We start from the raw sequence: 20,197 nt of genomic DNA on the forward strand, positions 1-20,197 counted from the left end.
GGAATCTCATGCGTCTTGTTCAGTTCAAAATGTCCGATGGAAGCCGGCGCGTCGGCCGCGTCTCCAAGGATGGCGACCATCTGCATCCGCTCAAGGGAACGACCACCGTCGTGGAACTGGCGGAAGCCGCGATCGCGCGTGGCGTGTCCATCGCGGCGCTCGTCGAGGAGCGCACGACGGCGGAACAGGTCGACTACGACCAACTGTTGAATGGAGGTCGCGTGCTGGCCCCCGTCGATCATGCCGAGCCGGCGCGTTTCCTTGTCACCGGCACCGGCCTGACCCACACCGGAAGTGCGGCCGCGCGCAACCAGATGCATGTGCTGACCCATGGCGAAGGTGCCGCGGAATCCGATTCCCTCAAGATCTTTCGCATGGGGTTGGAGGGAGGCAAGCCCGGTGCCGGCAAGATCGGCATCCAGCCCGAGTGGTTCTTCAAGGGCGTTGGCACCTGCGTCGTGCCGCCCGGCGCGCCGCTGCCGATGCCGGCATTCGCGAAGGCCGGAGCCGAGGAAGCCGAGATCGTCGGGCTTTATCTCAACGGACCGGACGGCCATCCCTATCGCATCGGCTATGCGCTCGGAAACGAATATTCCGACCACGTGACGGAGGGCGAGAACTACCTTTATCTCGCCCATTCCAAGCTCCGTTCCTGCTCGATCGGCCCGGAACTGCTGATCGGTAATTTGCCGGAAGAAGTGCGCGGCCATTCCCGCATCACGCGCGACGGCGCGGTCATCTGGGAACAGGAGTTCCTGTCGGGCGAGGCACACATGTCGCACTCGATCGCCAATCTCGAACACTACCATTTCCGCTACCCGATGCATCGCCGGCCAGGCGACCTGCATGCCTACTTCTTCGGCGCGGCGGTGATGAGCTACGCCTCCGGCGTCCAGACGGCTCCCGGGGACGAGTATGAAATCCAGGCACCGACATTCGGCAAGCCACTGCGCAACCGGATGGAAAAGGTGCCGGACGAAGGACTGGTCACCGTCACGAAGCTGTGACGGCGAAAGTCCGGAAATCGCGGTCCACCAGAAAGAAAATGGGAGATTAAAATGGGACTGAAGAGACTGTTTCTGAAGATGGCGACGGTCGGGCTCGGCATCGGCCTCATGACGTCGGCGGCGCTGGCCGCGAACCTGCGCGTGCTGGCCTGGGATGGCTATGCAGACGCTGACTGGGTCAAGGACTTCACCGCCGCCACCGGCATCGGAGTCGATGTCGTGTTCATCGGCAGCGATGACGAGATCTGGGCCAAGATCAAGGGCAGCGAAGGGCAGGACTTCGACGTCTTCGCCGTCAACACTGCCCAGCTGCAGCGCTATATCAAGGCCGATCTCGTCTCGCCGATCGATGTGACCAAGCTGCCGAACCAGAAGGAGGTGCTGCCACGCTTCCGTGACCTGAGCACGGTGAGCGGCGTCACCAAGGACGGCAAGGTCTACGGCATCCCGTTCTGCTTCGACTCCATCGGCCTGATCTACGACACCGACAAGGTCAAGCCGGCGCCGACCTCGATGTCGGTGCTGTGGGATCCGGCCTATAGGGGCAAGATCCTCGCCTACGACAATGGCGAGCACAATTTCTCGTTCACCGCGCTGACGCTCGGCTACAAGGATCCATTCAACCTGAGCGCGGAGCAGATGGCGGCGGTCAAGGCCAAGCTGGTCGAACTCAAGCGCAATGTGCTCAGCTTCTACACCACCGCCGACGAGGCGCAGCAGATCTACCAGAACAACGACGTTGCGCTGATCTGGGCCAATTACGGCCAGCAGCAGGTCAAGGCGCTGCAGAAGATTGGCGCCCATGTCGCCTACGTCAATCCAAGCGAAGGCGCGCTCGCCTGGCTCGACAATTGGGTAATCTCCAAGGGCGTCCGCGACAATGCGGCGGCCGAGAAATGGATCGACTTCATGCTTAGCAAGAAGGTCAGCGGCGGGCTTTCCGAGCGCACCGGCTTCGGCAACACAGTGGTCGAGTCGAGCAGCGCCGGCAGCAACGACAAGCTGGTCTGGCTCAACAATGTCGAAGACCCGCTCAGGCGTTCGGACATGTGGAACGAGGTCAAGGCAACGCCCTGATTTCGCTGCCCCACCTTCAAGCCCTGGCGGTTCGGACGTTCCGGACCGCCGAAGCGTAAGCGAGAGCATTTCATGAACCAGAACACCGACCTGCTGACGCTGCGGTCCGTCTCGAAATCCTACGGCCCGGTGCCCGTGCTGCACGACATCGACCTGTCGATCCGGGACGGTGAGTTCCTCACCGTTCTTGGACCGTCGGGCTCCGGCAAGACCACGGTCCTGCGGCTGATCGGCGGCCTGGAGCCGCTGACGACTGGCGAGATCCGCCTTGAGGGCCAGGACATCAGCCGCATGCCGATCAACCGGCGGCCGTTCAATACCGTGTTCCAGGATTATGCACTGTTCCCGCATATGACCGTTTCCGGCAATGTCGGCTATGGGCTTTCGGTGCGCCATATCCAGCGCAAGGAGATCGCGCGCCGCGTCGCTGAGGCTCTCGAGCTGGTGCAGCTCGAGCGCTTCGCCGATCGCTTCCCTGCACAGCTTTCCGGAGGGCAGCGCCAGCGCGTCGCGCTCGCCCGGGCATTGATCTGCCAGCCGCGCCTGATCCTGCTCGACGAGCCGCTCGCCGCGCTCGACCTTGAGCTGCGCCGGCAGATGCAGGAATTCCTGAAATCCATCCAGCGTGAGATCAAGACCACCTTCCTGTTCGTCACCCACGACCAGGAGGAAGCCATCGGTATGGCCGACCGGATCTGCGTCATGCAGGCCGGCCATATCCGCCAGCTCGGCACACCGCACGAGCTTTACTACAAGCCGAACTGCGAGTTCGTGGCGCGCTTCTTCGGCGAGAACAATCTGGTCGCTGGAAAACTCGGGCCGGTGCAGGGCGAGCTGCGGCCGATCGAGACGGCACTTGGGCGCCTGGTCTGCTCGATCAGCGACCAGCCGCATCTGAAGGCCGCGCTGGATGGAGCCAGCGCCTTCGCGGCGTTCCGTCCCGAGGCCTTGCGCCTCGCGGGCGCCAAGGACAACGACAACCGCTTGTCCGGCACCATCGCCGATCTGGCCTTCGCCGGCTCGTCGACCGTCGCAACGATCACGGCGGGGGCGGACAACGCCGCCCAACGCCTGCGGTTGCGCATGCCAAGTCGGATCGACGGCAGCATGCTGAAATCCGGCGAGACGGTCTCGCTCTCCTTCGCGCCGCATGAAGGCCATCTGGTGCTGGCATGAGCAAGGCCGGCTCGACACAGCCTTCGGAACGGCACCTGTCGCTGCTGGTGACGGTGCTGGCTTTTGCCCTGCCGGTGGTCTTCGTCCTCGTGCCGCTGGCGATCTTCCTGGTCTACAGCTTCTTCAGCGTCGACCAGGGCACGATCATCCATGCGCCGACGCTCGGCAACTATGTCAGGTTCTTCACCGACCCGATCTTTCTGCCGGTGTTCTGGAACACCATCGTGCTGTGCGTGTCGGTGGCCGTCATCTGCATCCTGCTCGCCTATCCCGCCGCCTATTTCCTGACGACGCTGAAAGGGCGGTGGCGCTATGCCTTGCTGATGCTGCTCCTGGTCCCGCTGCTGATGAGCTACGTCATCAAGATCTATGCGATCCGCAGCATCCTCGGCCTCAACGGCTTTCTCAACAAGGCACTGGTGGCGCTCGGCATCCTTGAGCAGCCGTCGACGCTTTTCGTGTTCAACATGAACGCCATCCTTTTGACGCTGAGCCTGCTTTTGATCCCCTTCGCCATCCTGCCGATCTTCCTGTCGCTGGAGCGGATCCCTCAGACATTGCTGCGCGCCTCCGACGACCTTGGCGCGAGCGGCTTGCAGACGTTCCTGCGCATCATCTTGCCGCTCAGCCTGCCCGGCGTCGCCTCGGCGGCGAGCTTCGTCTTCGTGCTGGCGATCGGCGATTTCCTCACGCCGCAGATGGTCGGCGGGATCAGCGGCTTCACCTTCGGCCGCATCCTCTACAGCCAGTTCGGCACGGCCTATAACTGGCCGTTCGGCGCGGCACTGTCGGTGGCGCTTGCGATCGTTGTGATCTGCGCAATCCTCATCGGCGAACGGTTCGGACGCAACCGGGGGACGTCGATATGAGCGCCTTGCCCCGGCCTTCCACACTTTTCCTGGCCGCGATCACGACGCTGGTCGCCATGCTGCTCTACAGCCCGCTGTTCGTGCCGATCGTGTCGTCGTTCTTCACGATCTCGCATGGCGATGTCGACTGGTCGTCGCCAACCCTGTCGACCTATCGGGCGCTAGCGGCGAACCACGACATCCTGGCCGCCCTGCGCACCACGCTGATCGTCGGCATGTGCACCGTCGTGCTCTCGGTGGTCAGCGGGACGCTGCTGGCGCTCTACTATCACGGCCGCCGGTCAGGACGTTCGGTGCTGCAGTTCATCATCTTCCTGCCGTTCCTGATGCCGCCGATCATCAGCGGACTGGCGCTGCTGATCTTCTTCCGCGAGATCGGCCTCGAACGTTCGCTGCTGACGGTCATCATCGGCCATACCGTCTTTGTGCTGGCGATCGTCTATCGCACCGTGCTGATGCGGCTGCAATCGATGAGCCGCTCGCTGGTCGAAGCGTCCTACGATCTCGGCGCCACCGGCTGGCAGACTTTTTGGCGCGTCATCCTGCCGAACCTGTCGAGCGCGATGGTCGGCGGCGCCATCCTGGCGTTCGCCCTGTCGTTCGACGAAACGATGATCACCATTCTGGTCACCGGTACCCAAAGCACGCTGCCAGTCAGGCTGTGGGCGATGATGCGGCTTGGCTTCTCGCCCGACATCAACGCACTGGTGGCGCTGATCCTGATGTTCACCGTCCTGCTCTGCGTGCTCGCCGCGCGTTTTCTGATCCCCAGGCAGATGGCGACGGAACGGGCCTGAGCTACCGAGCCCCTGTCATCGAGGCAGGGCCGTCGGGTTGAGATCGAAGACACGTCCTGGATTGAGGATGTTCTTCGGGTCGAGCGCTGTCTTCAGCCGCCGCATCGTGGCGATTTCGGCCTCGCCGCGCGCCAGATGCAGCCACTGCTTCTTGTCGAGGCCGATGCCGTGCTCGGCCGAAACGCCGCCTCCCGCCGCCGCCACGCCACGATAGATGATGCCATATGCCGCCGCCGGATCCGCCGTCAGGACCTGATAGTGCAGGTTGCCGTCGCCGAGATGGCCGAAGACATAGATGTCGGCGCCGGGATCGACGGCATGGATGGCGGCGTCCGCTTCCTGCAGAAAGGCGCCCATGCGCGCCAACGGGATGCTGATGTCGGCGCCGATCAGACCTTTGATCGAAAACAGGACGCGATTGGCGTCCTCCCGCACGTCCCAGAGCGCACGGAATTCGCGCGGCGATTGCGAGACGACCACATCGTCGACCACGCCGTCCTCGACCGCTTGCATCAGAACCTCGGCGAAGCGCTCGCCGTCGCGTTCGGGCTCGCTGCCCTGGATTTCGGCCAGCACATAGACGGGTGAGCCGGCCGGCAATGGTGCCGGCATGGCCATGCTGCCGACCATGACGTCATAAAGCGGCGCGAAGTTGACCTCATAGGCGGAAAGTAGCGGGCCGAGCTTTTGCCGGAGCAGCCCAAGCAGTGCAATCGCCGCATCGAGCGAAGGCAGCGCGCAGAAGGCATTCACCTCGGATGCCGGCTTCGGATGCAGGCGGAGCGCGGCGCGCGTGACGACGCCAAGCGTCCCTTCCGCGCCGATGAAGAGCTGGCCAAGGTCATAGCCGGAATTGTCCTTGGGCAGGCCCTTGAGCGAGGTCAGCACACTGCCATCGGCGAGCACGGCCTCAAGTCCCAGCACCTGCGCCCGGTACATGCCGTAGCGCAGCACCCGGATGCCGCCGGCATTGGTGGCTATGTTGCCGCCGACCGTGGCCGAACCGCGCGCGCCAATATCGACGCCGAACATCAGCCCGGCGCTATCGGCGGCCTCCTGCACGGACTGCAGCGTCGCGCCCGATTCGGCAACGATGCTGGCGGCTTGAATGTCCGGAGCGGCGAGGCCGGTCATGCGTTCCAGCGACAGCACGATCTCGCCCGGCTGGACGCGTGCGCCGCCGGCCAGCCCGGTGCGTCCGCCCTGGACGACGACCGCCTGGCCGAGAGCGTTGCATCCAGCGAGTGCTGCCGCGACGCCAATGGTATCGCGCGGGCGCAACACCACTTCGGGAAGCGCGCCAAGCTTGCCGTCGGGATCCTCGCGATAGCGCTGGTCCACGTCGGAGCCGGCAAGAACGCCGCCCGCGCCCAGCCGATCGCCAAGGGCGGACAAAAGTCGTTCCGTTTCAGGCGACATCGGACTCAGGCGCCTGAACGGCAAAGCGCGTCGTCTGCATCCACCGACCGGACGGCCCGATGAGTATCCTTGTCCAACACGCTCGCCATCCTTCAATTGCAGCCGGCCGATCCTATTCGCGATCGCGTGCCGTGCAAGCGATATTGGCCCGCCTCAAGCGAGGCCGGCATCAATCGCGATGAAACACGGTTGATGCCGGAAGCACTGTCCAGCTTACTGAAGCTTGGCCTGCAGGGCGTTGATGTCGTCGGTGGTCATTTCACCGTCGGTGGTCACCTTGCCGTCGACAATCTTCCACAGCCGGAACGGTCCGGTGATATCGCCGAACTTGTCGAAGGCGACAGGGCCGATGACGCCTTCATAGCGGATCGGCTTGCCGTCCTTGATCAGGCCGAGTGCCTTGGCGAACTCCTCCTTGCCGGCAAAGATCGGCGTGCCGGCGGGGTCGACCGCCTTGTACATGGCATCCTTGATCTTGGCCGGATCCTCCGAGCCGGCAATGGCGATGGCCAGTCCGACGATGGCGCCGGCATCGTAGGACCGGTCGGCCGCCGGGTTCGATGGCTCGATGCCGGAGAACGCCTTGTAGTTCTTGGTGAAATACTCGGTCGACGCGGTCGGGTTGGTGCCGGACGACGTGCCGTAGGCATCCTTCAGATAGTCGGCGCCGACCGACTCGATGAAGTCAGGGCTGTTCATGCCGTCATTGAGCAGGAATTTCTGTACGCCGCCTTGCGAGATCCAGGTGCGGGCGATGGTGGCGCCATCAACCGGCGTGCTGACCAGATAAAGTCCGTCCGGCTCGCCTCCCATCGCGGCCGTCACCTCCGAGGCATAGCTCGACTGCTTCTCATTGTAGGGCGTGTCGGAAACGATGGTGCCGCCGAGCGCTTTATAGGCACGCGAGAATTCGGCCACCATGTTGACGCCGAAATCGTTGTTCACGTGAATGATCGCCAGCTTCTTGAAGCCCCTGTCGATGGCGTATTTGGCCGCGGCCACGCCCTGCAGCGCGTCCGAGGTGATGGTGCGGAAGAAGATGCCGTTGGTCTTGCCCTCCCGGCCGAGCGCCGTCAGCGTCGGCGAGGACGACGCCGGCGAGACCTGGACGATCTTGGCCGGCGCGGTCACCGAGGTCAGGATCGGGATCGACACCGAGGAGATGATGCCGCCGATGATGACCGGCACCTTCTTGACCTGAACCAGCTGGGTCGCGGCATCGACGGCGATGTTGCCCTGGCTCTGGCTGTCGCGCGTGTCGGTCGCAAGGTCACAGCCGCGCACGCCGCCTGCTTCGTTGATGTCGCGGAAGGCCATTTCGACCGACTTGGCGCCGGCCTGGCCGTATTCGCCGGCCGGACCGGTCAGTTCCATGACAAGGCCGACGGTGATCTTGCAGTCGGCGGCCTGTGCAGCACTGGCAATCGTGACAAGAGCGAGCGCGGTGGTGAGTTGGAGTATCGTCTTTCTCATTGTTGTTCCCCTTGAGTTACACGAACTGGTTTGACGTCTGGAAAGTGTCAGTGTCCCGGCACCTGCAGCCAGGTTTCATGCAGATGCCGCCATTGGACGCCATTCGGCGCCGATGAACTGGTGGTGAAAACGGCGCTCGACTGGCGGCGGCTACGCTTGCCGCCGTGCAACTGCGCCTCGACATAAAGGACGACGATCGTATCGCCGCCCTGCCAGCCGGGCTTGATGTCCTCGATCGAGATGGCGAAGCCGTCGTCGCAGGTGGCTCGGCTGGAGCGCACATGGTCAACAACGGCGTCACGGTCGAGGATCTGGCCGCCTGGTGCGATCATGGTCAAGCCTTCGCCCATGACGGCTTCGAAGCGGCCGAAATCCGCTCTGTCGGCGCGCGCGGCGACGAACCAATCGACGAAGAAGCGGTGCAGGTCGATAACCTCGGCGCTGGCCTGCGAAAACAGCTTGGCGTCCATGGTTTTCAAACTCGGCCCGCGTTGAGATTGTAGTGCATGATCGAGCCATGGCGGCCATTGCGGTCACGTTCCAGTGTGTAGACGTCGCCCTCGAGGCCGGCGCCCCGCGCTATGACAGCGGCAATCCGCGCGCGGTCCTCGGCATCGAGTTCGATATCCATGATTTTGGCATTGGCCAGCGCATGCGCCTGGTTGCGGGCACCGACGATTACGGCGGCCACTTGCGGTTGCTCCAGCACCCAGGCGCTGGCGATGGTGGCGATGTCGACGCCGTGGCGATCACCGACGGCCTTGAGCGTCCGGAGCAGCTGCTGGAACAGCTCCCAGCCACCGAAATCATCGATGATCAGCTTGTATTTGACCAGCGAGCGGTTTTCGAGCGGCGTGGCGGGTTCGGCCACATCGAGCCATCTGTCGCTGAGGAAGCCGCCGGCCACCGACCCGTAACAGAGGAAGCTGACGCCGTTTGTCTTCGCAAGTGCGGCGAGGCTGTGCGCAGGCCGCTGGTCGAGCACCGAATATTGCAGCTGCTGGCTGACCAGCGGGACTCCGGCGGCCAGGATTTCGGCAAGCCGGGGCGTGTCGAAATTGGTGGTGCCGAGATTGCGCACCTTGCCTTCGCGCCGAAGCTCGTCGAGCCATCCCATCGCTTCGACATAGCGAGGTTGCGCATAGTCCCACCAGTGGAACTGTACGAGATCGAGCCGCTCGGTCTTCAGCCGCTTCAGCGACTGGTCGACAATGCCTCTGATGTAGTCACGGCTGATTGTGGCCAGCCGTTCCAGGTCGGGCACCAGCTTGGTGTGCACCTTCATTTTGGCCGCCGCATCGAGGCCGCGCTCATTGGCCAGCCGCAGGCGCGCGGCGCCGATCAGCTCCTCGACGCCGGTGTAGATGTCGGCGCAGTCATAGGTCCAGATACCGGCATCGAAAGTGGCGATCAGATCGGTCACCGCTTGGCTGCGGTCGATGGCGCCATGGCCGCCGGCGAGTTGCCAACCACCGCGGATGACGCGCGAGATCGTGTAGCCTGGGCCGAGCTCGAAGGTCTTGGCGGTCATGTCGGGTCATTCTCCTTCGGCAGCGGCACGGCCGTGGTTTCGGCATGGCTGAAGCGCCGCTTGGCCAGCCTGACGATCCGCAGCCTGCTGGCGCAATTGGGGTCGGGACAGGCGATCTCGGCGTCCGAGGTCATCCAGTCGTTCGGGTGGGTCGGACGTTGTTTTGCCGCCAGCAGCGGCAGCACGGCGGCGAGCGAATAGATCGAAAAGCCTTGCCCTGCCGGCATTGACAGCATCTCGCCCTTGAGCTCGAAATAGTCGCCGGTCTTGGCGCCGCAATAGATCGGCTTGCCTTCGGGGACGACCGCCTCGACGCGAAGATCGAAGAGTTCGAAACCGTCGTCAGCCATGTCAGGCCTCCATCAGGCTGAAAGTAACATCGCAGCCGCCGTTGCGGCGGATGACGCCGCAGGCGGCCGCGAACTGTTCGCGCTCCTCGGCGACCACCTGTGCCACCACGCTGCCGGCCAGCCAGCCGATCGGGAACAGAAGCCGCGCCCCTTGCCCATAGAACAGGCCGATGTCGAAGATCGCATTGGGGTTGCCGCCCCACATGCGCGGCGGCACGTAGGACAGCACGATATCTCCGGGCTGCGGCGTCAGCGTGGCGTTCTCCGCCGGCAGCGGCCGGGCATAGGGCTGCCCCTCGAGATCGGCTGATGGAACCGGACAGGAAATCTCAGGTCCGGTCCACATCGCATGGATGCCTGGGACGACGCGTGGCGTGGCGAGATACGCTGTGAGGAAGTCTGCGTTTTCCGGCGCCTTCGCTGGCAGCAGCACAGCCGTGACGGAAAGCTTCGAGTGTGGTTCGGTGATCCGGATGGAGGTCATGTCTGATCTTTCCCAGCCGCGGATTGCAGCTTGCTGCGCAGGAAGGTGAAGGGCCGGCTGATGTCGGCGACCAGCGCGTCGCGCGCCGCCTGTGCGTCCTGCGTGGCCAGCGCCTCGACAATGCGGCGGTGATACTGGGCGGTGTCGACCTCGCCGGCTTCCGAGAAGGCGTAGATGGCGACGCGGATACAAGGGCCCGATTGCAACCACAGGCTCTCGATCATCGGGATCAGAACAGCCGAGCCGCAGGAGCGGTAAATCTCGAAATGAAAGCTCTGGTTGAGCGTCACTTCGCGGTCGACATCCTTCTTGTGTTTCAAAGCCCGCATTTCGTCCCATTCGGCCAGAATGGTTTCGATGGTGGCGATCTGGCGCGGACCCATGCGGGCGGCCGCCAGCGCGATCGCCTCGCCCTCGATCAGGATGCGGGCGCGCAGGAGATCGTCGAGGCGATCCAGCGTAATTGGCGGCACGCGCACCGAACGATTGGGCAACGCCTCCAGCGCCTTTTCCGTGATCAACCGCCCGAGCGCCTCACGCACCGGCATGGTCGAGGTGACCAGCGCATCGGCCAGCCCACGGATGGTCAGCACTTGGCTCGGCTCGAACAGGCCGCCGATCAAGGCGCGTCGCAATTCGGAATAGACGCGATCCTGCACGGTCTCGCGACCGACCGGTGCAAGCTGGGCCGCGATCGCCTCGTTGTTCTTTTCGACGGCAGCCTTTTGCATGGAATTCCGTTCTCGGCCGGTTTTCGGCTTGCGGAGGAAATTAAAGCCGAATATCGTGATCAAAGCAAGTGTGATCACAAATCAAAAATCAGGAGACGGCGACGACCGTCTTCGGCCAGAGGGTCTGATGAGCGAGGCAGCCAGACGGCAAGGGCGAGAGACCCATGCGCCGGTGCTGACGGCAAGGAACGTCGTGCGGCGTTTCGGCGGTCTCGTCGCTGTCAATGACGTCTCGTTCGACGTCAAAGCTGGAGAAATCCTTGGTCTGATAGGGCCGAACGGAGCGGGCAAGACCACCATGTTCGACCTGCTCGCCGGCAGCATCCTGCCCTCCAGCGGCGATATCCTGCTCAACGGCACGCGCGTCTCCGGCGAGGCCGCTCACCTGCGCATCGGCCGCGGGCTCGGCCGCACCTTCCAGATCCCGCGCCCACTGCCCAATCTGACGCTGATCGAAAACATCATGCTGGCGGCGCAGGGCCAAGCCGGCGAAAGGCTGCTCGCCAACTTCGTCACGCCGTGGCGGGTGGCGGCGCAGGAAAAAGCCGCCCGAGCGAAAGCGCTCGAACTGCTGGAGCTCGTCACCCTCACCCACCTCGCGCATGAGCCGGCACGCGTGCTCTCCGGCGGCCAGCGCAAGCTGCTCGAACTCGCCCGCGTCATGATGGCCGATCCGGCGATCATCCTGCTCGATGAACCGGCGGCCGGTGTCAACGCGACGCTTCTGGAAGTCATCATCGACCGCATCCGCGACATCAATGCGCGCGGCATCACCTTCCTCTTGATCGAGCACAACATCGACATGGTGACTCGGCTCTGCCATCGCGTCCTCGTCATGGCGAGCGGCCAGTTGCTCAGCGAAGGCACGGCGGAAGAAGTCGCCCGCGATCCGCGCGTCATCGAAGCCTATCTCGGAGGCGCGGCATGAGCGAGACCGTCCTCGATGTCCGCAATCTCGAAGCCGGCTACGAACCCGGCGTGCCGATCGTGCGCGGCGCCTCGATCACCGTCAGCAAGGGTGAGATCGTCGTCGTCCTCGGCCCCAATGGCGCCGGCAAGTCGAGCTTCATCAAGGCGATCGCCGGCCTCGTCCCGATCACCGGGGGCACCGTGTTCCTGGACGGCAAGGATATCACCGCAGCACCTGCCCATACCATGGTGCGGCTTGGCCTCGCCTTCGTGCCGCAGACCGAGAACATCTTTCCGCTGATGTCGGTCGAGGACAATCTCAAGGTTGCCTGCGGCATCCTCGAGCGGCGGGAAATCCCTGCCCGCATCGAGGAAATGTATGCCGCCTTCCCCGACCTCGTCCGCCAGCGCCGCACCGCGGCCGGCAATCTGTCGGGCGGGCAACGGCAGATGCTCGCCGTCGCGCGGGCGCTGATCGTCCACCCCAAGGTGCTGGTGCTCGACGAACCGTCGGCCGGCCTGTCACCGAAATTCGTCTCCATGGTGTTCGAGATGCTGGCCGGCATCCGCAGGTCCGGCGTCACCATCCTGCTGGTCGAACAGAATGCCAAGGCAGCCCTTGCCATCGGCGACCGCGCCTATGTGCTGGTCGAGGGCAAGGACCGCCACGAAGGCATCGCTTCCGAACTTTGGAACGACCCGGTCGTCGCCGAACTCTATCTCGGCCAGCGCCCGCTCAAGGCGGAAAAGACGTCGCACGCCGGGAATGGAGGCGCGGCATGAGCCTGCAGTTCATCGTCGACGGATTGCTGACGGGCTCGATGATCGGCCTTGGGGCCATCGGCGTGACGCTCACCTATTCGATCCTGCGCTTTTCCAACTTCGCCCATGGCGACTTCATGGCCTGGGGGACCTATGCGACGCTGGCCGTGGTCAGCGCCATCGGCGCGACGTTCGGCAAGGTGGCGCCGATCGCGCCGCTGTCCTTCGGCTGGCCGCTCATCGTTGCGCTGGTCATCGGCATGGCGTTCACCGCGCTGCTGGCGCTGCTGCTCGACAAGGTGCTGTTTTCGCGGCTGCGCTCGCAAGGCCAGGCGATCATCGTGGTTATGGCGAGCTTCGGCGCTTCCATGGCACTCCGAAGCCTGCTCGAATTCATCTTCACCTCGCGGCCGACCTATTTCAGCCGGGCCATCCAGATCGCCATGCCGGTCGGCTTCGGCATCCGCATCACGCCTGACCAGATCGCCTTGCTGCTGCTGACCGCCATCCTCGTGCTCGGCGTGCATCTGTTGATGACGCGCACGCAGACCGGCCGCTCAATGCAGGCCTTGAGCCAGAACGCGGCATTGGCGCGCGTCGTCGGCATCGATGTCGCCAAGGTGGTGCGCGTCACCTGGATCGTCGGCGGCGCATTGGCCTGCGTGGCCGGCGTGATGATCGGCATTCTGGTGCAGATCCGCCCGTTCATGGGCTTCGACATGCTGCTGCCGATGTTCGCCGCCGCTATCCTCGGCGGCATCGGCAGCATCCCGGGCGCGGTGCTCGGCGGGTTGATCATCGGGCTTGCGGAAGCCGGCGCGGTACAGCTGATTGGCGCCGAATGGCGCGCCGCCGTCTCCTTCATCATCCTGATGGCGGTGCTGTTCGTGCGGCCGATCGGCCTCTTTGGCGTGAGGGAAAGATGATCGATCTCGTCGGCTATGGCGCCTTCTTCCTGACAACCGCGCTGATCTTCTCGCTGGTCACGCTGGGGCTCAATTTGCAATGGGGCCTGACCGGCCTGTTCAATGTCGGCCTCGCCGGCTTCGTCGCCATCGGTGCCTATACGTCCGCACTGCTGACCACGCCAGATGACGCCGCAAGGCTGGGCGGTTTCGGCCTGCCGCTCCTCGTCGGTTGGCTCGGCGCCATGATCGTCGGCGGCCTTGCCGCGGCACTTACCGGAATGGCCACGCTACGCCTCAGGTCGGACTATCTGGCTATCACCACATTCGGCGTCGCCGTGGTCGTGCAACTGGTCGCGCTCAACGCGCAGAAGCTGACCGGCGGACCGTTCGGCATCGGTTTCATCCCGCGCCCCTTCGGTAGCCTGGCCGAGACGCCGCTGCTGTTCAACCTGTCCAACCTTGCCGTCGTCTCGGCTGTCACACTGATCGCCTATCTCGCCTTGGAGCATTTGTCGCGCAGCCCGTGGGGCCGTGTGCTGAAGGCGCTGCGCGAGGACGAGCGGGCGGCGATTTCGCTCGGCAAGAGCGCGCGCTTCTATCGCGTCCAGGCCTTCGCCGTCGGCGGCGCCATCATGGCGCTGGCCGGCGCTCTGCAGGCGCATTTCACCGGCTTCATCGCACCGGATAATTATCTGCCGATCCTGACGTTCCAGGTCTGGGTGATGCTGATCGTCGGCGGCTCGGGCAGCAATCTCGGCGCCGTCATCGGCAGCATCCTGGTCTGGGCGATCTGGGCCGGGTCGGGCACGCTGACCAGCGTGCTGTTCCCGCCCGAGCAGCAGGCGCGCGCCGCCTCGCTGCAGATCGTCGCCATCGGCGTCATGCTCTGCGTCATCCTGCTGATTCGGCCGAACGGCCTGTTCGGCGACAGGCCACGGCGGCCTCGCTTCGGCAAGCGGCCGAAACTGGCCGCGGCCAAGAGCAGTTCGAGCTCATGAATGCCGTGGTCCGGCAGGAGGCGCGCGGCGCTTCGCTCTGGCACGCCATCAGTCGCCACCATCGCGAGCGGCCGGCACTGAGTGATGATCTCGAAGTCGACCTCGCCATTGTCGGCGGCGGTTTTTCCGGCCTTTCGACCGCACTGCACGCCGCTGGAAAGGGACTTTCCGTCGCCGTTCTGGAGGCCGAAATCATCGCCTGGGGCGCGACGGGCCGGAATGCCGGTTTCGTCGTGCCGAATTTCGCCAAGATGGATCCGGACAGCATCCTCGCGCATCTCGGGCCGGAGCGCGGTGAGAGGCTGATCGATTTCGCCGCCGGCAGTGCCGACCTTGTCTTCGGCCTGATCCGGCAGCACGGCATCGATTGCGACGCCGTGCAGAACGGCTGGATCCAGCCGGCGCACTCGCCAGCCGCCTTCGACAAAGTCCAGTCACGTGCGCGACAATGGGCCCTGCGCGGCCGGCCTGCCGTAACCCTCAATCGGCAGGAGGTGGAAGCGCTGACGGGCGCGCGCGGCTATGTCGGAGGATGGATGGACCGTTCGGGCGGCGTCATCAATCCGGTCGCCTATGCACGGGGATTGGCCGATGCGGCGGAACGTGCCGGCGCGCGGATTTTCGAACAGACACGTGTTACATCGGTTGACCGCATAGCCGATGGCTGGGCGCTAAAGACACCATCCGGATCGGCGCGCGCGTCCAAGGTGCTGATTGCCACCAACGCGTATTCCGGGCCGCCCTTTCAGACGCTGCAGCGGACCTATTTTCCGCTGAAGGTTTTCCAGATCGCGACCAGGCCCCTGCCACTCGAAACCCGCGCGCGCCTGCTTCCCGGCGGGCAAGGTGTCGGCGACACCAGGCGCAATCTCTTCACCTTCCGCTTCGATGCCGACAACCGGCTGATCAGCGGCGGCATGCATATTCTGAGCGCCGGTGCCGATACGCGCGTTCCGCAAACGATCTGGCGGCGGCTCGCCGAGCACCTCGATCTGCCAGACCTGCCGCCGGTTGCCTATAGCTGGTCGGGAATGGCAGCCGTCGAACCGGATTTCCTGCCGCACCTCCTGGACCTTGGTCCCGGGCTGATCGCCGGCCGTGCCTGCAACGGGCGCGGCATCGCCATGACGACTGCCATGGGCAAGGTGTTAGCCAATTGGGCCGCTGGAACCGATGCCCGCGAGCTGCCGCTGCCTTTTGCACCGCCGGCAGCAATTCCGTTCCATGCGCTGCTGCGGCACGCGCCCAACTTGCTTCTCGGCTGGAGCATGCTGCGCGACCGGATGGACGAGAAGGCATAGGCCGGCCGCGCCGGCCGCGCGATCAATGCGCCGTGCGAAGATTTTCGGAAAGAACCGCGGCCGCCATGGTGATATCCCGTTCGAGAGAAGCCCGGACAGCAGGGCCATCGCGCTGTTCCAGCGCATCGACGATCTTGCGATGCGCATCGTTCGATCGCGGAATGTAGCGATCGGCCCGCATCAGCAGCTTCAGATAAGGCCCAACCCTGCCCCAAAGGTCGCGGATCATGTTCAAAAGGATCGGCGCGCCGGCATGCCGGTAGATGGCGAAGTGAAACGCCTCGTTCAGCGAGAGATAGGCCTTGGCGTCACCGGCCTCGATCGCGCGCTGCATGCCGGCCAGCGTCGCCTGTATGTCCACCAACCCGTCTTCCGTCAATCGCGACGCGGCCATCTCACCCGCCAGCCCTTCGACCGCGATGCGGATATGGGTCAGTTCCTCGAAGGCGGGGGCCGACAGCAAGGGTACGATGATCGAGCGGTTGTTCTGCATCTCGAGCAGCCGTTCGGCGACCAACCTTTGCAGCGCCTCGCGGATCGGTGTCGTCGAGATGCCGAAGGTCTCGGCGAGCTTGCGGATGACCAGTGTCTGGCCCGGGCTGAAGCCGCCTGAAATCAACTCCTGCTTGAGCGCGCCATAGGCGCGGTCATTGAGGGTTTGATGTTCGAGCTTCAGCACGCGCGCGTCCCGATCACCAGTTCGACAGCGCGCGATCGAGCGTCTCGGCCAGCTGCTCGGCGTTGTCACGGGCGAACGGCAGCGGCGGCCTGATTTTCAGGACGTTGCCGCGCGGACCGCACGACGAGATCAGCACGCCATCCTCGCGCATGGCTTCGACCACGGAAGAGGTCTTGCCGGCAGCCAACGCCTCGTCACCCCCCGCCGTCAACTCGACGCCGAAATAGAGGCCGTTGTGCCTGACATTGGCGACCATGCCGTGGCGGCCTTGCAAGGAATCGAGCAAGTCGCGCGTATAGGCGCCGACCATCCGTGCATTCTCGATCAGCCCCTCACCTTCGATCACGTCGAGGACAGCGATGCCGACGGCAGCGGCGACCGGATTGCCGCCGAACGTATTGAAGTAGCCGGTGTTCGAGCCGAACGAAGCGACGAGCTGAGGCCGCACGATCACCGCGCCCATCGGATGTCCGTCGCCGATCGGCTTGCCCATGGTGACGATATCGGGCTCGAGGCCGTAGTTGGCGAAGCCCCACATGCCCTGGCCAAGCCGGCCGAAGCCGGACTGGACCTCATCGGCGATGACGACGCCGCCTGCCATCCTGACGTGATCCGCCGCCTCGCGCATGACAGGAGCATCGGGGAAGAAAATGCCGTCGCTGGAAAAGGCCGAGTCGAGCAGCAGCGCCGCCGGGCGAATATTCTGCGCGCGCATATCCTCGATGGCGGCGGCGACATTCCTGGCGAAATCATGCGCGGCGCGGCCATGGTCGCGGAACGTGTCCGGCGCTGCCACGGTCCTGTGCTGTGCCGGCACGCCCTTTGAGCCGACCGCCGCCGGCGACAGCTGCGCGGTCGCGATCGTCGCGCCATGATAGGCGAAGTCGGTGATGATGACGCCAGTGCCGCCACTCGAATGCTGGGCGATGCGGATGGCAAGGTCGTTGGCCTCGCTGCCGGTGCAGGTGAACATGGCGTGGCCGAGGTGAGGCGGTAGGGTGCCGAGCAGCTTTTCCGCGTAGTCGAGGATGATCTCGCTTAAGTAGCGGGTATGGGTGTTGAGCGTGGCGGCCTGACCCGACAATGCCTCGACGACACGCGGATGACAGTGCCCGACCGAAGCGACGTTGTTGTAGGCATCGAGGAATTTGCGCCCTTGCGCATCATAGAGCCAGACGCCGCTGCCGCGCACCAGATGGATCGGGTTGCGGTAGAAGGCGCGGTAGGTCGGCCCAAGCAGCCTGGCGCGGCGTTCAAGCAGGGCGCGCTCGGATGCCAACGTGCTAGCGTCGGCAAGGGCATTTGCGGGCGAGGACTGGGACACGAGCATCTACTCCGGATTGGAATGATCGAGAAAATAGCGGCGGGCGTCCGCCGACGACAGCCCGTCCAGCCGTTCGAGCGAGGCCCAGACCTCGGTGATGAGGCGCAGGACATAGTCGCGCTTGGCCGGGAAGCGTTCGGCCTGCCAGCCGGCGATATTGGCGATCAGGGCAAGGCGGGCACGGATCAGATCGAAAAGAATGCCGATCTCTTCGGGCTCGAGTGGCTGTACCGATTGATAGCCGGAGACGAAGCGCGCCGCCGGCGCCAATGGATGTCCTTGCGCCGGCCAGCGATAGACGGCGCCGATGGCGAGGTCGCAGATCAGCGGCGAATGGATCATGTCGCCGAAATCGAGGATGCCGCTCACCAATTCCGGCCGCGAGGCGTCCATCACCACATTGTAGGAGTTCATGTCGTTGTGGGCGATCTGTGCGCGCAGGCCGGGGATGACCGGCGCCGCATGCTCCTCGAAGGCGTCGATGACGCGCTCGACCATGGCACGGTGGCGAGCATCGGGGATATACGCCAGCATCGGCCGCGTCTTCGCCACCTTACGGATATCCCACAGCAGGTCGCTGCCGGCGGCCGGATGGAAGAAGCCGCGCAGTGCTCGACCAAGCCGGGCGAGGAAGGTACCGAGATTGCGATCCTGCGCCGCTGACGTTGGCGAGCGCGAGAGCAACTGGCCGGGCAGATATGTGACCAGCCGGATGATGCGTTGCGGCGATCCCTCGATGCTGACCGCAAACTGCGCATCGCCCTCAAGGCTTTTGCGCACCGAGGGGACCGGCAAGGTCGGGTCGACCGCGAGGATATGATCGAGCGCCTTGTTCTGAAAGTCGGTGAAGTCGGCCTCTTCGGCCGGATGGGAGACCTTCAGGACGAACTCGCCCTCGCCTTCGGTCTGGATGTGGAAATTGTGGTCGCGTTCGCCCGGCAACGGACGCGCGGTGCCGGTCAGCCCGTAGTGTCGACGCAACAGGGCCAACGCGTCGGCGATCGAAACGTCAGGCGCGTCCTCGGCGAGCGTTTCGCCGAAAGCATCGGGGACCGACGCATTCATGATCTCACCTCGGGATCGATCGGCTCGAGACCGCACCATTCGGCGATGAACAGTGCGATGGTCTGGGTGACCTTGCGCACCGAATCGAGATCGACCGCCTCGTCATAGCCATGCGGCATGCGGCAGATCGGGCCATAGACGATCGCCGGCGTATCGGCATAGAGGCCGAAGAAACGCGCGTCGGTCGTCGCCGAGGTGACATGCTCCTGCAGCGGCTCGCCCCAGACGGCGGTATGGCTGCGCCGCAGCACGGCTTCCATCTCGTCGGCGCCCTCCAGCACATAGCCCTCGGCCATGAAGCCATTATAGGTCATCCTGGGCGGGCGATTGGCCAGGAATGGATCGGCCCGGGCCGCATCGGCGATGCAGGCTTCGAGCTCGGCCCTGGCGTCTTCCAGCTTCTGGCCGGGATAGGTCGCGACCCGCATCTCGAAGACGCAGCGCGCCGGAACGCTCGATGTCCATTCGCCGCCTTCGATCTTGCCGAGGTTGAAGCGGATCGGATGCGGATGATCGCAGAAATGCGGATCATCCACCTTGCGCGCATTCCAAACTATTTCCAGCTGCTTCAACGCCTGGATGATGACGATGGCCTTTTCGATGGCGTTAGCGCCGGCGGAGAAGGCGCCCGACGCGTGCTGCGGGTCGCCGTCGACCTCGACCCTGAACCAGATCGGCCCGACCTGTGCCCGCATCAATCGCGGTTCCAGCGGTTCGGGAATGAAGGCGGCGTCGGCACGGTAGCCACGCTGCAGGCAAGCGAGCGCGCCATTGCCGGTGCACTCTTCCTCGACCACCGACTGCAGGAACACTTTCGCGGCCGGCTGATAGCCAAGGCTGCGCAAGGCGGCCAGCGCATAGAGACAAGCCGACAGGCCAGCCTTCATGTCGCCGGCGCCACGGCCATGCATCCAGCCATCCTCGATCGCCGGATCATAGGGGTCACGGGCCCAGCGGTCGAGCGGTCCGGTCGGCACCACATCGATGTGGCCGTTGAGGATCAGCGAGCGGCCGGTCGTGTTTCGTGGCGTGTGGGTGGCGACGACATTGAAGGCATCGTCATAGGACACCGCCACCGGCGAAAAACCAGGCAGGCCGCGGATGGCGTCGACGTCGACGCGCCACATGTCGACCGCGTAGCCATCGGCCTCGTAGGCCGCCGCCATGAAGGACTGTGCGGCGTGCTCCTCGCCACGTTGGGAGGGAAAGCGTACAAGATCCGCCAGGAATGCGACCTGCCGCGTGAAGCCGTCGTCAACCGCGCGCAAAATGGCTTCGTCGGCAATACGCTCAGGCATGATGTTCCGCTTTCCCGTGGATGGTGTATCATATCTCAT

21 protein-coding genes are annotated in these 20,197 nt (G+C 64.4%); 10 read left to right on the forward strand and 11 right to left on the reverse strand.

Features of this window, described 5'->3' with window-relative positions; all coding sequences use genetic code 11:
• The first annotated feature begins 8 nt into the window (after positions 1-8).
• The 5 genes from araD1 to FJ930_RS09220 all read left to right on the forward strand — a co-directional run bounded on the left by araD1 (position 9) and on the right by FJ930_RS09220 (position 4,926).
• On the forward strand, positions 9-1,007 hold the full coding sequence (gene araD1 / locus FJ930_RS09200) for an AraD1 family protein (protein WP_141836965.1): 999 nt from the start codon (positions 9-11) through the stop codon (positions 1,005-1,007).
• A gap of 51 nt (positions 1,008-1,058) precedes the next feature.
• Positions 1,059-2,084 carry an ABC transporter substrate-binding protein gene (locus FJ930_RS09205; RefSeq protein ID WP_140743615.1) on the forward strand — a complete coding sequence of 342 codons (1,026 nt, stop codon included), beginning with the start codon at positions 1,059-1,061 and terminating at the stop codon, positions 2,082-2,084.
• Between the two features lie 72 nt (positions 2,085-2,156).
• Positions 2,157-3,260, forward strand: a complete 1,104-nt coding sequence (locus FJ930_RS09210) for an ABC transporter ATP-binding protein (RefSeq protein ID WP_141836967.1) — start codon at positions 2,157-2,159, stop codon at positions 3,258-3,260.
• Complete coding sequence (locus FJ930_RS09215) at positions 3,257-4,129, forward strand: ABC transporter permease (RefSeq protein WP_141836969.1); 873 nt, start codon at positions 3,257-3,259, stop codon at positions 4,127-4,129. The genes FJ930_RS09210 and FJ930_RS09215 overlap by 4 nt, the downstream gene beginning before the upstream one ends.
• Entirely contained in the window at positions 4,126-4,926 is an 801-nt protein-coding gene (locus FJ930_RS09220) for an ABC transporter permease (protein WP_141836971.1), read from the forward strand. The genes FJ930_RS09215 and FJ930_RS09220 overlap by 4 nt, the downstream gene beginning before the upstream one ends.
• A 15-nt stretch (positions 4,927-4,941) precedes the next feature.
• On the opposite strand, the gene FJ930_RS09225 is transcribed toward FJ930_RS09220, so the two are convergent.
• From FJ930_RS09225 to FJ930_RS09255, 7 genes are all read right to left on the reverse strand, one after another.
• Entirely contained in the window at positions 4,942-6,345 is a 1,404-nt protein-coding gene (locus FJ930_RS09225) for an FAD-binding oxidoreductase (protein ID WP_141836973.1), read from the reverse strand.
• A 213-nt stretch (positions 6,346-6,558) separates the two neighbouring features.
• Positions 6,559-7,818, reverse strand: coding sequence for an ABC transporter substrate-binding protein (locus tag FJ930_RS09230; RefSeq protein WP_141836975.1), 1,260 nt, complete (start codon positions 7,816-7,818; stop codon positions 6,559-6,561).
• A 47-nt stretch (positions 7,819-7,865) separates the two neighbouring features.
• A complete protein-coding gene (locus FJ930_RS09235) occupies positions 7,866-8,288 on the reverse strand; it encodes a DUF4440 domain-containing protein (protein ID WP_141836977.1) in 423 nt (140 codons plus the stop codon).
• Between the two features lie 5 nt (positions 8,289-8,293).
• Complete coding sequence (locus FJ930_RS09240) at positions 8,294-9,349, reverse strand: aldo/keto reductase (RefSeq protein WP_141836979.1); 1,056 nt, start codon at positions 9,347-9,349, stop codon at positions 8,294-8,296.
• Positions 9,346-9,699, reverse strand: a complete 354-nt coding sequence (locus tag FJ930_RS09245; protein WP_141836981.1) for a TIGR04076 family protein — start codon at positions 9,697-9,699, stop codon at positions 9,346-9,348. Before FJ930_RS09245 ends, FJ930_RS09240 begins: the two co-directional genes overlap by 4 nt.
• Position 9,700: 1 nt before the next feature.
• Positions 9,701-10,183, reverse strand: a complete 483-nt coding sequence (locus FJ930_RS09250) for a DUF3830 family protein (protein ID WP_141836983.1) — start codon at positions 10,181-10,183, stop codon at positions 9,701-9,703.
• Complete coding sequence (locus FJ930_RS09255) at positions 10,180-10,914, reverse strand: GntR family transcriptional regulator (protein ID WP_141836985.1); 735 nt, start codon at positions 10,912-10,914, stop codon at positions 10,180-10,182. The genes FJ930_RS09250 and FJ930_RS09255 overlap by 4 nt, the downstream gene beginning before the upstream one ends.
• Positions 10,915-11,041: 127 nt before the next feature.
• Here FJ930_RS09255 and FJ930_RS09260 point away from each other — a divergent pair, with 127 nt between their 5' ends.
• Genes FJ930_RS09260 through FJ930_RS09280 form a run of 5 tightly spaced genes read left to right on the forward strand, consistent with a single transcriptional unit; the run spans position 11,042 to position 15,792 of the window.
• On the forward strand, positions 11,042-11,842 hold the full coding sequence (locus tag FJ930_RS09260) for an ABC transporter ATP-binding protein (RefSeq protein WP_141836987.1): 801 nt from the start codon (positions 11,042-11,044) through the stop codon (positions 11,840-11,842).
• Complete coding sequence (locus tag FJ930_RS09265; protein WP_141836989.1) at positions 11,839-12,606, forward strand: ABC transporter ATP-binding protein; 768 nt, start codon at positions 11,839-11,841, stop codon at positions 12,604-12,606. The genes FJ930_RS09260 and FJ930_RS09265 overlap by 4 nt, the downstream gene beginning before the upstream one ends.
• Positions 12,603-13,511 carry a branched-chain amino acid ABC transporter permease gene (locus tag FJ930_RS09270; RefSeq protein WP_141836991.1) on the forward strand — a complete coding sequence of 303 codons (909 nt, stop codon included), beginning with the start codon at positions 12,603-12,605 and terminating at the stop codon, positions 13,509-13,511. The genes FJ930_RS09265 and FJ930_RS09270 overlap by 4 nt, the downstream gene beginning before the upstream one ends.
• Positions 13,508-14,491: a branched-chain amino acid ABC transporter permease gene (locus FJ930_RS09275; RefSeq protein ID WP_181763323.1), complete on the forward strand. Its 984-nt coding sequence runs from the start codon at positions 13,508-13,510 to the stop codon at positions 14,489-14,491. Before FJ930_RS09270 ends, FJ930_RS09275 begins: the two co-directional genes overlap by 4 nt.
• Complete coding sequence (locus FJ930_RS09280; RefSeq protein ID WP_141836993.1) at positions 14,488-15,792, forward strand: FAD-dependent oxidoreductase; 1,305 nt, start codon at positions 14,488-14,490, stop codon at positions 15,790-15,792. Before FJ930_RS09275 ends, FJ930_RS09280 begins: the two co-directional genes overlap by 4 nt.
• Positions 15,793-15,814: 22 nt before the next feature.
• Here the strand turns inward: FJ930_RS09280 and FJ930_RS09285 are convergent, their stop codons facing one another.
• From FJ930_RS09285 to FJ930_RS09300, 4 genes are read right to left on the reverse strand one after another with little or no spacing between them, the layout of a single operon-like run.
• On the reverse strand, positions 15,815-16,471 hold the full coding sequence (locus tag FJ930_RS09285) for a GntR family transcriptional regulator (protein ID WP_141836995.1): 657 nt from the start codon (positions 16,469-16,471) through the stop codon (positions 15,815-15,817).
• A 13-nt stretch (positions 16,472-16,484) separates the two neighbouring features.
• Positions 16,485-17,801, reverse strand: a complete 1,317-nt coding sequence (locus FJ930_RS09290; RefSeq protein WP_181763324.1) for an aspartate aminotransferase family protein — start codon at positions 17,799-17,801, stop codon at positions 16,485-16,487.
• Positions 17,802-18,860, reverse strand: a complete 1,059-nt coding sequence (locus FJ930_RS09295) for a phosphotransferase (protein WP_141836997.1) — start codon at positions 18,858-18,860, stop codon at positions 17,802-17,804.
• On the reverse strand, positions 18,857-20,158 hold the full coding sequence (locus FJ930_RS09300; protein ID WP_181763325.1) for an ArgE/DapE family deacylase: 1,302 nt from the start codon (positions 20,156-20,158) through the stop codon (positions 18,857-18,859). The genes FJ930_RS09295 and FJ930_RS09300 overlap by 4 nt, the downstream gene beginning before the upstream one ends.
• Between the last annotated feature and the right edge of the window lie 39 nt (positions 20,159-20,197).

Source organism: Mesorhizobium sp. B2-4-15 (genome assembly GCF_006658505.1).
Lineage (GTDB): Bacteria > Pseudomonadota > Alphaproteobacteria > Rhizobiales > Rhizobiaceae > Mesorhizobium.